We start from the raw sequence: 14,689 nt of genomic DNA, 5'->3' as shown, positions 1-14,689 counted from the left end.
GTTAATGAACCTCGACCACAGAGCCCTGCAGTTTCTGCAAGGCATCATTGACCGCATCCGGCATCAGCTGGCGCAGGCAGTTGTAATGGCCGAAACGGCAGGTGCGATCGAAGCACGGGCTGCATTCGATGCCCAGGCGCACGATCTCGACCTGCTCGGCCAATGGCGGGGTGAAGCCCGGCGAGGTCGAGCCGTAGACCGCGACCAGCGGACGATTCAATGCCGCAGCGACGTGCATCAGACCGGAGTCGTTGGACACCACCGAATCGGCGCAGGACAGCAGATCGATGGCCTCGGCCAGCGAGGTACCGCCGCTGAGATTGACCGACTCTTCGCGCAAACCCGGGATCAGCCGGGCGCGAATGTCTTCGCCCACTGCATGATCGTTTTTCGAGCCGAACAGCCATACCTGCCAGCCTTCGCGGATGCGCGCTTCGGCGACCTTGGCATAGTGCTCGGACGGCCAGCGCTTGGATTCGCCGAACTCGGCGCCGGGGCACAGGGCCAGGACCGGGCGATCGAGGGTCAGACCGAATTTCGCCAGGGCCGCTTCGCGGGTGACCGGGTCGATTTGCAGGCTCGGCCGCGGGTACGGCTTCGGCAGCTCGGCGTTCGGCTCGTAGGCCAAAGCCATGAACCGCTCGATCATCAGCGGATAGCGTTGTTTGTCGAGGATGCGCACGTCGTTGAGCAGGCCGTAGCGGAATTCGCCGCGCCAGCCGGTGCGCTTCGGGATGCTGGCAAAAAACGGCACCAGCGCCGATTTCAGCGAATTGGGCAGCAGGATCGCCTGATCGTACTGGCCGCGCAGGGATTTGCCGATACGCCGGCGCGTCGCCAGTTCCAGCGCACCGTGGCCGAGCGGGAAGCTCAAGGCCTTGCGCACTTCGGGCATGCGCTCGAGGATCGGCCGGCTCCATTCGGGCGCCAGCACGTCGATTGCGCATTGCGGGTGGCGCTGTTTGAGGCACTGAAACAGTGTCTGCGCCATCACCATGTCACCGACCCAACTGGGCCCAACGATCAGAATATTCATGTGGTTTCCAAAAACGAACCGGGGAGGCATTTACGCCTCCCCGCCTCGATAATCATTGTGGAAGCGGCGCTGCTGGCGATGGGTCACTTGCTTCAACATGACTGTCGACTGTCATTGCGCTATCGCGAGCAGGCTCACTCCTACAGGGTTTTGCATCCGGCCATACATTTGTGGCTCAGCTTAGCCCCAACTCTTTCCAAATCCGCAAAACCTGCCGGCGTTCGTCGGCAAACTGGTCGCCCGGTATCACCCCGGCGTCTTTCTGCAAGGCCTGCCGATGGGCGGCGGAGCGGTAGGCCTTGTAGGCCTCGCGCAACAGGCTGGCATCTTCGGCGGGCATCAGCCCTTCGTGTTCCAGCTCTTCCAGAATGCGGATGTTATCGGTCCAGCGCAGCAGCGGCGGATGGCTCTGCGACCACGCCAGGGCCGCGTATTGCACCATAAATTCAATATCGACGATACCACCGGCGTCCTGCTTGAGGTCGAACGGCACGCCTGCATCGAAAGCGTTCGCCGCGGTACCGGCCGCGGTAATCCGCGTGCCGAGGTTGTCGCGCATCTTCGCGCGCATCTCGCTGACTTCCTGTTGCAGCCTGGCCAGATCTCGCGGCTTGCCCAATACCTGCGCGCGGACCTTCTCGAAAGCCTGGCCGACATCCTGACTGCCCACCAGCACCCGCGCGCGCACCAAAGCCTGATGCTCCCACGTCCAGGCTTCGTTTTCCTGATAGCGGGCAAACGCGCCGAGGGAACTCACCAATAGCCCGGAAGCACCGGACGGACGCAGACGCATGTCCACTTCATACAGCTGGCCGGAGTTGGTCTGCGCCGTGAGCAGGTGAATGATCCGCTGCCCCAGGCGCGTGAAGAACTGCGCACCATCAATGGATTTTGGTCCGTCGGTTTCCGCCTGCGGATCGCCGTCGTGGATGAACACCAGATCCAGATCCGAACCATGCCCTAATTCAATGCCGCCGACTTTGCCATAACCGACAATGATGAAGCCGGGATCGCACAAGGTGCCATCGGTGCGCAGCGGCGTGCCGTACTTGGCCACGGTCTGGCGCCAGGCGAGGGCCAGCACTTGTTCGAGAATCGCCTCGGCTAGCCACGTCAGGTAATCGCTGACTTTCATCAACGGCAGACTGCCGGCGATTTCCGAGGCAGCCACGCGCAAGCGATGCGCCAGTTTGAAATGGCGCAGGGCTTCCATTTGTTGTTCGAGGTCGTCCTCGGGAATTCGCGTCAGGCGCTCGCGCAACTCGGCCGCCAGTTCCGGCGCCAGCGGCGGTTTGAACAGCCGGCCCTCGTTGAGCAATTCGTCGAGCAGCAGCGGGAAGCGTGTGATCTGCTCGGCAATCCACGGACTCGCCGCACACAGGGTCAGCAAACGCCGCAGCGCACCGGGGTTTTCCGTGAGCAACACCAGATACGCCGAACGCCGAGCCACCGCTTCCACCAGCGGCAGCACGCGCTCAAGTACCAAGTCGGGATTGTCGTGCTCTACCGCTTGCGCGAGCAGTCGCGGAATAAAGGCATCGAGACGCTCGCGCCCCAGTCGCTGCATCGCGCGCAATTGCGGACTGCCGCGCAAACCGGCCAGCGCCTTTAGCGCTTTGCCGGCATCGACAAAACCGCCCTCCTGCAACTGTCGGCACGCGGCCTCTTCATCCTGTTCCTCTTCCCACAATGGCAGCCATTCACCACCGACCACCACTTCGCTTTCGCTACCCTCTTCCTCGTCGGGATCGGCAATCACCTGGGCGAAATGCCAGGCCACGCGGCCGCGCCAGAACATCAATTGTTCATGGAAGGCCGACCAATCGGCGAAACCCAGCATGAAGGCGATACGCGCCTGATCCTGCGCATTGTCCGGCAGCATTTGCGTCTGCCGATCGGCAATCGCTTGAATCGCGTGTTCGGTGTAACGCAGAAACTCGTAACCTTCGCGCAACTCACTGACCACCGCCGGCGGCAGATAGCCCTGCCCCTCCAGCGTGCTCAGCACCTTTAATAGAGGACGCTGTTGCAGGCTCAGGTCGCGGCCACCGTGGATCAACTGGAAGGCCTGAGCAATGAACTCGACTTCACGAATGCCGCCGGAGCCGAGTTTGATGTTGTCGGCCATGCCCTTGCGCCGCACTTCCTGCTGGATCAACTGCTTCATGGTGCGCAGCGCTTCGATCGCCGAGAAGTCCAGATAGCGCCGATAGACGAATGGCCGAAGCATGTCGAGCAACTGCGCACCGGCGACCTGATCGCCAGCCACCACCCGCGCCTTGATCATCGCGTAGCGTTCCCAGTCGCGGCCCTGATCCTGGTAATACTGCTCCAGCGCATTGAAGCTCAGCACCAACGCACCGGACGATCCGTATGGGCGCAGACGCATGTCAACGCGGAAAACGAAGCCGTCGACCGTCATCGGATCGAGGGCCTTGATCAGACGCTGACCGAGACGAATGAAAAATTCCTGATTATCCAGCGAGCGCTTTACGCCCACCGTTTCGCCGCCTTCGGGGTAGGCGAAGATCAGGTCGATGTCCGAGGACAGATTCAGCTCGACCGCGCCGAGTTTGCCCATGCCGAGGATGACCATCTGCTGCGGCAGCCCGCTGCGCCGGCCGGTCGGTGTGCCGAATTGCTCGCAATGGCGGCTGTACAGCCACTGATAAGCCTGATCGATGGTGGCGTCGGCCATGTCCGATAGGTCGCGGCAGGTCTGCACCAGATCGGCCTGGCGGGTCAGGTCGCGCCAGATGATCCGCACCTGATGGCGCGCGCGCTGGCGGCGCAGGGCACGGCCGAGCTCATCTTCGTTCTGCGCGCTGTTCGCGGCGGCAGCGATCTGCGCGCGCAACTCGCCGGGCGCAAAGGGTCGGTCGAGTTCGCCGGACGCCACCAGCGACAGCAACATCAAAGGGTCACGAACGCTCTGTTCAATGACAAACTCGCTGGCGGCGGTGACGCGGGCAAATTGCGCCCAGCGCTCCGGCGACCAGTTCGACAGGCCGTGATCGTCTTCAAGAGCGGCGACGGACGTACGGAACGACTGCTCTGATCGGCTGACCAACGGCAGGAGAATGGCGGGCAGTTCAGCAAGCACGGGCAGGGTCATGGTCTATCCTTGATCGGCGTATAAAGGGCCGCTTGTAGTGAATGATGAAAACCCGCTACGTGAAGGACTGTCGAACAAAAGTTAGAAATAGCTGAAATTTCTTCTTCTTTGGCATCCAGCATCAAACTTTCACCTAATTCGGATGGAAATCGACCCGCCTTAACGATTATTCTCACAACGCAGTCGGAGGCCACAAGCCTTTCATCTGTAGTTTTACTACTCGTCTATACATTCGAAAGGCTGAAATGCCGGAAGATTTGTAGTAAAACTACACGCCGCCGGAACAACCTGTCGGCAATCCAAGAATTTTAAATCGTCTGCCCACAAGGCCAGTCGCAAACTCAGGCAACCGATTCTGGAAGCCTTTCCGCCCTGGAGCAAGCCATGCAAGACCTCGATCCCGTCGAAACCCAGGAATGGCTGGACGCCCTGGAATCGGTTCTCGACAAAGAAGGCGAAGACCGTGCTCACTATCTGATGACCCGTATGGGCGAACTCGCGACCCGCAGCGGCTCGCAGCTCCCTTACGCGATCACCACGCCTTACCGCAACACGATCCCCGTTACCCACGAAGCACGCATGCCTGGCGACCTGTTCATGGAACGCCGCATTCGCTCGCTGGTACGCTGGAACGCGATGGCCATGGTAATGCGCACGAACCTGAAAGATTCGGACCTGGGTGGTCACATCTCCAGCTTCGCTTCCAGCGCGACCCTGTATGACATCGGCTTCAACTATTTCTTCCAGGCCCCGACCGACGAACACGGCGGCGACCTGATCTACTTCCAGGGCCACACCTCGCCAGGCGTTTACGCCCGTGCATTCATGGAAGGCCGCATCACCGAAGACCAGATGAACAACTTCCGCCAGGAAGTCGACGGTCAGGGCCTGTCGTCTTACCCGCACCCTTGGCTGATGCCTGACTTCTGGCAGTTCCCGACCGTATCGATGGGTCTGGGCCCGATCCAGGCGATCTACCAGGCGCGCTTCATGAAGTACCTGGAACACCGCGGTTTCATCCAGCCGGGCAAACAGAAAGTCTGGTGCTTCCTGGGCGACGGCGAGTGCGACGAGCCGGAATCCCTGGGCGCGATCTCCCTGGCCGGCCGCGAGAAGCTGGACAACCTGATCTTCGTCATCAACTGCAACCTGCAGCGCCTCGACGGCCCGGTTCGCGGCAACGGCAAGATCATCCAGGAACTCGAAGGCGTGTTCCGCGGTGCACAGTGGAACGTGACCAAAGTCATCTGGGGCCGTTTCTGGGACCCACTGCTGGCCAAGGACGTCGACGGCATCCTGCAACGTCGCATGGACGAAGTCATCGACGGCGAGTACCAGAACTACAAAGCCAAAGACGGCGCGTTCGTTCGCGAGCACTTCTTCAACACGCCTGAACTCAAGGCAATGGTTGCCGATCTGTCCGACGACGAGATCTGGAAACTCAACCGTGGCGGCCACGACCCGTACAAGGTCTACGCGGCGTACCACGAAGCGGTCAACCACAAGGAACAACCCACCGTCATCCTGGCCAAGACCATCAAGGGTTATGGCACCGGTGCCGGCGAAGCGAAGAACACTGCGCACAACACCAAGAAGGTCGACGTCGAGAGCCTGAAGCTGTTCCGCGACCGCTTCGACATTCCGGTCAAGGACGAAGAACTGGAGCACCTGCCGTTCTTCAAGCCAGAGCCGAACAGTGCCGAAGGCCGCTACCTGGCCGAGCGTCGTGCCGCACTGGGCGGTTTCGTGCCACAGCGCCGCGCGCAGAGCTTCAGCGTACCGACTCCGGATCTGGATACCCTCAAAGCCATCCTCGATGGCTCCGGCGACCGTGAAATTTCCACCACCATGGCTTTCGTGCGGATCCTCGCGCAACTGGTCAAGGACAAGGAAATCGGCCCGCGCATCGTTCCGATCATCCCGGACGAAGCCCGTACCTTCGGTATGGAAGGCATGTTCCGTCAGTTGGGCATCTACTCGTCCGTCGGCCAGCTCTACGAGCCAGTCGATAAAGACCAGGTGATGTTCTACAAGGAAGACCAGAAAGGTCAGATCCTTGAAGAAGGCATCAACGAAGCAGGCGCCATGAGCTCGTTCATCGCTGCCGGTACTTCGTACTCCAGCCATAACCAGCCGATGCTGCCGTTCTACATCTTCTACTCGATGTTCGGCTTCCAGCGTATCGGCGACCTGGCCTGGGCCGCTGGCGACAGCCGTACCCGTGGCTTCCTGATCGGCGGCACCGCCGGCCGTACCACCCTGAACGGTGAAGGTCTGCAGCACGAAGACGGTCACAGCCATCTGCTGGCCGCGACCATCCCGAACTGCCGCACCTACGATCCGACCTACGGCTACGAGCTGGCGGTGATCATTCAGGACGGCATGAAGAAGATGACCGAAGAGCAACAGGACATCTTCTACTACATCACCGTGATGAACGAGTCGTACCAGCAGCCAGCCATGCCGGCCGGTGCCGAAGAAGGCATCAAGAAAGGCATGTACCTGCTCGAGGAAGACACTCGCGATGCGGCGCACCACGTTCAGCTGATGGGTTCCGGCACCATCCTGCGAGAAGTGCGTGAAGCGGCGAAGATCCTGCGTGAAGAGTTCAACATCGGCGCTGACGTGTGGAGCGTTACCAGCTTCAACGAACTGCGTCGCGACGGCCTCGCTGTAGAACGCAGCAACCGTCTCAAGCCTGGCCAGAAGCCGAAGCTGAGCTACGTCGAAGAGTGCCTGAGCGGCCGCAAGGGTCCGGTCATCGCCTCTACCGACTACATGAAGCTGTTCGCCGAGCAGATCCGTCAGTGGGTACCGTCCAAGGAGTTCAAAGTCCTGGGCACCGACGGTTTCGGCCGCAGCGACAGCCGCAAGAAACTGCGTCATTTCTTCGAAGTCGACCGTCATTTCGTGGTGTTGGCAGCCCTGGAAGCACTGGCTGACCGTGGTGATATCGAACCTAAAGTCGTGGCAGAAGCCATCGTCAAGTTCGGCATCGACCCGGAAAAACGCAACCCACTGGACTGCTGAGGAGACATTTTGTGAGCGAACTCATTCGCGTACCTGACATCGGCAGCGGTGAAGGTGAAGTAATTGAACTGTTTGTGAAGGTCGGCGACCGCATCGAAGCCGACCAGAGCATCCTGACCCTGGAATCGGACAAGGCCAGCATGGAAGTGCCGGCCCCGAAAGCCGGCGTCATCAAGAGCCTGAAAGTGAAGCTGGGCGACCGCCTGAAAGAAGGCGACGAACTGCTCGAGCTGGAAGTCGAGGGCGCCGCAGAAGCGGCCCCTGCACCTGCCGCTGCTCCTGCGAAAGCCGAAGAGAAACCGGCCGCAGCCCCTGCTGCTGCCGCGCCTGCCGCTGCCCCTGCTGCCGCTTCGGTACAGCAAGTGCACGTGCCGGACATCGGTTCTTCGGGCAAGGCGCAGATCATCGAAATCCAGGTCAAGGTCGGCGACAGCGTCGAAGCTGATCAATCGCTGATCACCCTGGAATCCGACAAGGCCAGCATGGAAATCCCGTCGCCGGCCGCTGGCGTGGTCAAGGCCATCAGCGTCAAGCTCAACGACGAAGTCGGCACCGGCGACCTGATTCTGGATCTGGAAGTGGCAGGTGCTGCGGCCCCTGCTGCTGCCGCCCCGGCTCAGGCTGCTGCGCCTGCTGCCGCCGCTGCGCCAGCCCCGGCTGCTGCTCCGGCAGCAGCGGCCGCTGACAGTGTTCAGGACATCCACGTCCCGGACATCGGTTCGGCCGGCAAGGCAAAGATCATCGAAGTGCTGGTCAAGGCCGGCGACAGCGTCGAAGCCGACCAGTCGCTGATCACCCTGGAATCCGACAAGGCCAGCATGGAAATTCCATCGCCAGCGGCTGGCGTGGTCGAAAGCGTTTCGATCAAGCTGGATGACGAAGTCGGTACCGGCGACCTGATTCTCAAGCTTAAAGTCAAAGGCGCAGCACCTGCTGCTGCACCGGCTCCGGCTGCTGCACCGAGTGCTCCGGCACCTGCCGCTGCTGCACCTGCTGCACCTGCTGCCGCTCCAGCCGCTGCGCCGGCCAAGCCTGGCGCGAAAGTTCACGCCGGCCCTGCCGTGCGTCAACTGGCCCGCGAGTTTGGCGTCGAGCTGAGCGCTGTTGGCGCCAGCGGTCCGCACGGTCGCATCCTCAAGGAAGACGTGCAGGTTTACGTCAAGGCGATGATGCAGAAGGCCAAGGAAGCACCGGCCGCTGCTGGCGGCGCTACCGGTGGTGCGGGCATCCCGCCGATCCCGGTGGTCGATTTCAGCCGTTTCGGCGAAATCGAAGAAGTGCCGATGACCCGCCTGATGCAGGTCGGTGCCGCCAACCTGCACCGCAGCTGGCTGAACGTGCCGCACGTGACGCAATTCGACTCGGCGGACATCACCGAGCTGGAAGCCTTCCGTGTTGCGCAGAAAGCCGTGGCCGAGAAGGCTGGCGTCAAGCTGACCATCCTGCCGCTGCTGCTCAAGACCTGCGCGCACCTGCTCAAGGAGCTGCCGGACTTCAACAGTTCGCTGGCACCAAGTGGCAAGGCGATCATCCGCAAGAAGTACGTGAACATCGGCTTCGCCGTCGACACTCCGGATGGCCTGCTCGTGCCGGTGATCAAGAACGTCGACCAGAAGAGCCTGCTGCAACTCGCTGCCGAAGCAGCTTCGCTGGCTGAAAAGGCCCGCACCAAGAAGCTGTCCTCGGACGAGATGCAAGGCGCCTGCTTCACCATTTCCAGCCTCGGCCACATTGGCGGCACCGGCTTCACGCCGATCGTCAACGCGCCGGAAGTGGCGATCCTCGGTGTTTCCAAAGCAACCATCCAGCCAGTCTGGGACGGCAAAGCCTTCCAGCCGAAGCTGATGCTGCCGCTGTCGCTGTCCTACGATCACCGTGTGATCAACGGCGCAGCCGCCGCACGCTTCACCCAGCGTCTGGGCAGCCTGTTGGGCGACATCCGCACCATCCTGCTGTAACCCGAACGGCCCTCCGGCAACGGAGGGCCGCTTGCTGCACCCTTTCGAGCGCCACACGCTCGTACCTCAACCCCGCCACTCTGGCGGGGCTTTTTTTGCCCGAAATAAACCGGCCCCCACCCCTTTCCTACAACCTGCGCTGACATCGGCCACAGGCCTGGTCCACTTCACGCCAATATTTTCCGTCGCCGGCCAACTAACCTCTGCTCAGGAAAGTTGCATCAACGCGCTCCGCTTATTTAATTCTTATCACTACAGCTTTCGAACGGAATCGATTATGTTCAAACCGACTATCGGCCCCATCGTGGGTCATGCTACAACTAATGAAGTTCGCATTTTCATGCGCGGCGAACAACAGGACAAGAAACGCGTATTTGCCGGAGTCCGCGCTCGCAAAGCGGGCGCGGAAAAATGGTCAAACAGTGTATTTGCACTTTTGAATCCAGCCAATGACATGTCGGGAGTACTGGTACTGCAGGATCTCGAAGCCGATTGCGAATATGAATACCAGGCCGGCTGGTTGAGTCCGATGAACCCCGTACACACGATCGACACGGTAGTGGAGTTCCCACTGCAATGGCCGCGACAGCTTTACCGCTTTCGCACCCGCACCCCGCAATCCAGCCAGCCACGAGCTTTTGTGGTCGGATCGTGCCGCTATCTGCGGATCACCGCCGGCATCGCGGCGTTACCGCAACTGGGCGACCGCATTTTCGGCTCGATCAATCAGCTCATTGAAAGCAGCCGGCCTCCCGTCAGTGCGGTGATCATGACCGGAGATCAAGTGTATGTAGACGATCTGAATATCATTGCACCGGATCGCGAAGCCAAAGACATCCTGAAGAAATACCGGACCGCATTTTCGCAACCCAATATTCAACGACTGATGGCCAATACATCGACTTACATGATGCTCGACGATCATGAAATTGAAGATAACTGGCCCGCCAATGCGAAAGCAGCGGACATGGACTTATATCGCAATGCCATGGCCGCTTATGAACTATATCAAGCCAGCCACAGCCCGGTTTATGCATGTAACGGCAAAGGTCAGATAGACCGGGACAGCTTGAAACACTACTGGTACCAGTTCGGCGACAGCGATATTGCCTGGTTCGTCACTGACAGTCGCACCCGGCGCAACTTGTCGAAGGATGACCGACGCATTCTCGATACTGAGCAGGAAGAGGCGCTGCTTGACTGGCTGATCCACAACACGGCACGGGTGAAGTTTGTTGTGACCAGCGTGATGTTCTATCCCGACCGCAAGTTGAACGGTGACGATGCCTGGAAAGCATTCCCCGAACAGCGTCTGCGCTTGCTGGAAACCATTCGCACCCATCGGCTCAAGAACGTGGTGTTTGTCTCAGGCGATGTCCATGGCTCGCTGACCAGTCGACTGACTCACAGCGAAGACGCCGATTTCGAAGTCCACACCATCGTGTCCTCGCCGCTTCACAACAGCAAACTGTTGCCCTATGCCAAGGCGTCGACGTTCATCCTCGATCAACCGCTGGTGCGCACGGCGGCCGGCGACTATCGGCACGACCTGACCAGTACAGTGGTGAGCCAGGACAACTTTGCGCATGTGGTCGTCGACGCTGATCGGATCCTGGTCAAGTATCACGATCGTGACGGCAAACTACTGCAATCGATCAGTATGAAATTGCGTTGAACCCGCGAAAGATCGCAGCCTTCGGCAGCTCCTGCATGGACCTGCACTCCCGGTGAGGTTGCGATCTTTTGCTCATTTCAGTTGTGCACTGGAGAAATGTTCACTGCAGCCGACATATTCTTATAGCACTTGGCCTTCATCTCTCTTGTCAGTCGGTGCCGCAATGATGCAACCTTGCCGCAGCCAACAGACAAGAGGGCGAGAGCCCGGCGCATTCAGCATATTTCCAAGCGAGTTTCCTTCATGAAGAGCCAACCCGATGCCGCCAGCCGTAAGGCGGCCGAGGTAGTGACGCAGTTGCCTGTGCCCTCGCGGCTCGGCATGCTGCGTTTCGAGCGCCTGAATGAAGCGAGTTGGGCGATGCTGTTTCTCGATCCCAACTGCGAACGCCAATTCGGCCAGCCGGCCGTCGAGCTTTGCGCACTGGTCGGTTCGCCCTACGCCAGTCTGATGGAGCCGGAAGCGCGCTATCAGCTGCACGATGCGATCCAGCAACAGTTGAGCAATAACCCGCATTACGCCGTGCGCTACACCCTGCACACCGTCGCCGGTGCGTTGAACATCCTTGAGTTGGGCGAAGCGTATAAACAGCACAACCGGCACTTGCTGCGCGGCTATCTGCTGGCGGTCGACGACGTGTTCGACGAAACCCAGGCACTGCCTTCGGTCGATCTGGAAACCCAGAACTCGCGCCTGCAGATCGCGCTGGAGCTTAACCAGCGCGCCCAGCAGGAACAACTGCAGCATCTGGAACGCGTGCGTGCCCAGCAGGATCTGATTCTGCTGCTCGCGCGCCAGCGCTACAGCACGCACAACTCACTGCAGGAAGCCGCCGAGCTGATCACCCGCTGCGCCTGCGACATCTACGAGATCGACTGCGCCAGCCTGTGGAACCTCGAAGGCCAGCGGTTGCTGCCGATTTCCGCCTACCATCGTGCGACCCAGGAATATCTCCTGCCGGAGCCCATCGATATCAGCGGCTTCCCCAATTACATGGAAGCGCTGCACAGCAGCCGCGCCATCGATGCGCACAATGCGATGCATGACCCGCGTACCCGCGAAATGGCCGAGGCCATGCGTCCGCGTGACGTCAATGCGATGCTCGACGCCAGCATTCGCGTCGACGGCCAGGTGGTCGGCGTGTTGTGCCTGGAACAGACCGGCGCCACCCGCGCCTGGCAGTCCGACGAAATCGCCTTTGCCGGCGAGCTGGCCGACCAGTTTGCACAAGTGATCAACAACCACAACCGCCGCACCGCCACCAGCGCCCTGCACCTGTTCCAGCGCGCGGTCGAGCAAAGTGCCAACGCCTTTTTGCTGGTCAACTGCGACGGCGTGGTCGAGTACGTCAACCCGAGCTTCACGGCGATCACCCAGTACACCACCGATGAAGTCCACGGCCAGCGCCTGTCGGAGTTGCCGGCACTGGAAAACCTCAGTGAGCTGCTGTTCGACGCACCCTCGGCGCTGGCCCAGAGCAATAGCTGGCAGGGCGAATTCAAAAGCCGGCGCAAGAACCTCGAACCGTACTGGGGCCAGTTGTCGATTTCCAAGGTGTATGGCGACAACCGGGAGCTGACGCATTACATCGGCATCTACGAGGACATCACCCAGACCAAACTGGCGCAGCAGCGTATCGAGCGCCTGGCCTACACCGACAACCTGACCAACCTTGGCAACCGTCCGGCATTCATCCGCAATCTTGACGAGCGTTTCGCCCGCGACAGCGATGCGCCGATCAGCCTGTTGCTGGTCGACATCGACAACTTCAAGCGGATCAACGACAGCCTCGGTCACCAGACCGGCGACAAGCTGTTGATCAGCCTTGCCCGGCGCCTCCGCAACAGCCTCAGCCCGAGTGGCAGCCTGGCGCGTTTTGCCAGTAACGAATTCGCCGTATTGCTCGACGACACCGACCTTGAAGCCGGTCAGCAGATTGCCAGTCAGTTGCTGATGACGCTCGACAAGCCGATGTTCGTCGACAATCAGTTGATCAGCGTCACCGGCTCCGTCGGCCTCGCCTGCGCGCCGCTGCACGGGCGCGATCCGCAAACCCTGATGCGCAACGCCGGTCTGGCGCTGCACAAGGCCAAGGCCAACGGTAAACACCAGTTGCAGGTATTCACTGAAGCGCTGAACGCCGAAGCCAGTTACAAACTGTTCGTCGAGAACAACCTGCGCCGCGCCCTGACCCAGAACGAGCTGGACGTGTTCTACCAGCCGAAACTGTGCCTGCGCAGCGGTCGCCTGCTGGGCATGGAAGCACTGCTGCGCTGGAACCACCCGGAGCGCGGCATGATCCGTCCGGACCAGTTCATCAGCGTCGCCGAAGAGACCGGCCTGATCATTCCGATTGGCAAATGGATCGCCCGTCAGGCCTGTCGCATGAGCAAATCCCTGACCGCCGCCGGCCTGGGCAATCTGCAAGTGGCAATCAACCTGTCGCCGAAACAGTTCTCCGATCCGGATCTGGTCGCCTCGATCGCCAACATCCTCAAGGAGGAAGCGCTGCCGGCCAATCTGCTCGAGCTGGAGCTGACCGAAGGCCTGCTGCTGGAAGCCACCGAAGACACGCATCTGCAACTCGACCAGCTCAAGCGTCTCGGCCTGACCCTGGCCATGGATGACTTCGGCACCGGTTATTCATCGTTGAGCTATCTGAAGAAATTCCCGATCGACATCATCAAGATCGATCGCAGCTTCATCCATGAAATCCCTGACAACCAGGACGACATGGAAATCACCTCCGCGGTGATTGCCATGGCCCATAACCTGAAACTCAAGGTGGTCGCCGAAGGCATCGAAACCGCCGAGCAACTGGCGTTCCTGCGCCGGCATCGTTGCGACGTCGGTCAGGGTTATCTGTTCGACCGACCGATTCCCGGTGACGAGTTGATCAAAGCCCTCAAGCGCTACCCGCGTGGGCCGCTGTGCCTCTAAAGCCTGCCTCTATGAAGATCCCTTGTGGGAGCGAGCCTGCTCGCGAAGGCGATAAAACCATCGACATCTTCGTCGCCTGACACCCCGCGTTCGCGAGCAGGCTCGCTCCCACAGTTTTGATAGTGCGAATTCCGGCATCATTCGGCACACTGGCGGTCTGACCTTTTACCTCCAACCTGACTGAGAGGAACGATCATGGTTCTGCGCTCGGAAATTCTGGTGAACAAAAACGTGCTTCCAACCAAAGAACAAGCCCTGCCCGGCCGCGAAACCCCGATGACCCTGCCGGAAAAACATTTCGTTTTCGAAGAAACTCCGCTGCTCGGTCCATTCTTTCAGGACGTCGACTTCGCGATTTTCGGTCTCGGTTGCTTCTGGGGCGCGGAACGACGCTTCTGGCAGCGCGAAGGCGTGGTCAGCACCGTGGTCGGTTACGCCGGTGGCTTCACGCCGAACCCGACTTATGAAGAAGTCTGCTCCGGCCTGACCGGCCACGCCGAAGTGGTGCTGGTGGTGTATGACAAGGCCAAGGTCAGCTATGAAGAGCTGCTGGCAATGTTCTGGGAGCTGCACAACCCGACCCAGGGCATGCGCCAGGGCAACGACATCGGCACCCAGTACCGCTCGGTGATCTACGCTACCACCCCGGAGCAACTGGATGCAGCGCTGAAAAGCAAAGCCGTGTATCAGGCTGAACTGGCGAAGGCCGGTCTGGGCGAAATCAGCACTGAGATCGACCAGGCACCGACCGTGTACTTTGCCGAGGCCTATCACCAGCAGTATCTGGCGAAGAATCCGGAAGGTTACTGCGGCATTGGCGGCACCGGTGTGTGCATGCCTGCGAGCCTGGCAGCCAACTAACCCCTGAAAGCAAAAGATCGCAGCCTTCGGCAGCTCCTACAGGGAAACGCATTTCAACTGTAGGAGCTGCCGAA

The 14,689-nt window shown here is 60.3% G+C and carries 7 protein-coding genes; 5 read left to right on the top strand and 2 right to left on the bottom strand.

What is annotated here, in order from left to right; genetic code table 11:
- Window position 1 precedes the first annotated feature (1 nt).
- Window positions 2-1,036 (bottom strand): lipopolysaccharide heptosyltransferase II, encoded by a 1,035-nt coding sequence (gene waaF, locus DCO47_RS00035; protein ID WP_116657165.1) that lies wholly within the window; start codon window positions 1,034-1,036, stop codon window positions 2-4.
- A gap of 175 nt (window positions 1,037-1,211) precedes the next feature.
- Window positions 1,212-4,151: a bifunctional [glutamate--ammonia ligase]-adenylyl-L-tyrosine phosphorylase/[glutamate--ammonia-ligase] adenylyltransferase gene (glnE, locus tag DCO47_RS00030; RefSeq protein ID WP_116657164.1), complete on the bottom strand. Its 2,940-nt coding sequence runs from the start codon at window positions 4,149-4,151 to the stop codon at window positions 1,212-1,214.
- Window positions 4,152-4,535: 384 nt separating this feature from the next.
- Between glnE and aceE the strand changes: the two genes are divergently transcribed.
- The 5 genes from aceE to msrA all read left to right on the top strand — a co-directional run bounded on the left by aceE (window position 4,536) and on the right by msrA (window position 14,615).
- A complete protein-coding gene (gene aceE / locus DCO47_RS00025) occupies window positions 4,536-7,181 on the top strand; it encodes a pyruvate dehydrogenase (acetyl-transferring), homodimeric type (protein WP_042607752.1) in 2,646 nt (881 codons plus the stop codon).
- An 11-nt stretch (window positions 7,182-7,192) separates the two neighbouring features.
- Window positions 7,193-9,139, top strand: a complete 1,947-nt coding sequence (aceF, locus tag DCO47_RS00020; RefSeq protein ID WP_116657163.1) for a dihydrolipoyllysine-residue acetyltransferase — start codon at window positions 7,193-7,195, stop codon at window positions 9,137-9,139.
- Between the two features lie 277 nt (window positions 9,140-9,416).
- A complete protein-coding gene (locus DCO47_RS00015) occupies window positions 9,417-10,814 on the top strand; it encodes an alkaline phosphatase D family protein (protein ID WP_116657162.1) in 1,398 nt (465 codons plus the stop codon).
- 243 nt (window positions 10,815-11,057) lie between these two features.
- On the top strand, window positions 11,058-13,754 hold the full coding sequence (locus tag DCO47_RS00010) for a bifunctional diguanylate cyclase/phosphodiesterase (RefSeq protein ID WP_042607750.1): 2,697 nt from the start codon (window positions 11,058-11,060) through the stop codon (window positions 13,752-13,754).
- Between the two features lie 195 nt (window positions 13,755-13,949).
- Window positions 13,950-14,615, top strand: coding sequence for a peptide-methionine (S)-S-oxide reductase MsrA (msrA, locus tag DCO47_RS00005; protein WP_116657161.1), 666 nt, complete (start codon window positions 13,950-13,952; stop codon window positions 14,613-14,615).
- The last annotated feature ends 74 nt before the right edge of the window (window positions 14,616-14,689 follow it).

The organism is Pseudomonas sp. NDM (genome assembly GCF_003105095.1).
In the GTDB taxonomy this organism is placed as follows: domain Bacteria; phylum Pseudomonadota; class Gammaproteobacteria; order Pseudomonadales; family Pseudomonadaceae; genus Aquipseudomonas; species Aquipseudomonas moraviensis_A.
This window is presented reverse-complemented; position numbering and strand designations above follow the sequence as displayed.

Bases quoted from the DNA above. Each gene is read 5' to 3' on its own strand.
- waaF (WP_116657165.1), bottom strand. From the start codon at position 1,036: ATGAATATTCTGATCGTTGGGCCCAGTTGGGTCGGTGACATGGTGATG.
- glnE (WP_116657164.1), bottom strand. From the start codon at position 4,151: ATGACCCTGCCCGTGCTTGCTGAACTGCCCGCCATTCTCCTGCCGTTG.
- aceE (WP_042607752.1), top strand. From the start codon at position 4,536: ATGCAAGACCTCGATCCCGTCGAAACCCAGGAATGGCTGGACGCCCTG.
- DCO47_RS00015 (WP_116657162.1), top strand. From the start codon at position 9,417: ATGTTCAAACCGACTATCGGCCCCATCGTGGGTCATGCTACAACTAAT.
- DCO47_RS00010 (WP_042607750.1), top strand. From the start codon at position 11,058: ATGAAGAGCCAACCCGATGCCGCCAGCCGTAAGGCGGCCGAGGTAGTG.
- msrA (WP_116657161.1), top strand. From the start codon at position 13,950: ATGGTTCTGCGCTCGGAAATTCTGGTGAACAAAAACGTGCTTCCAACC.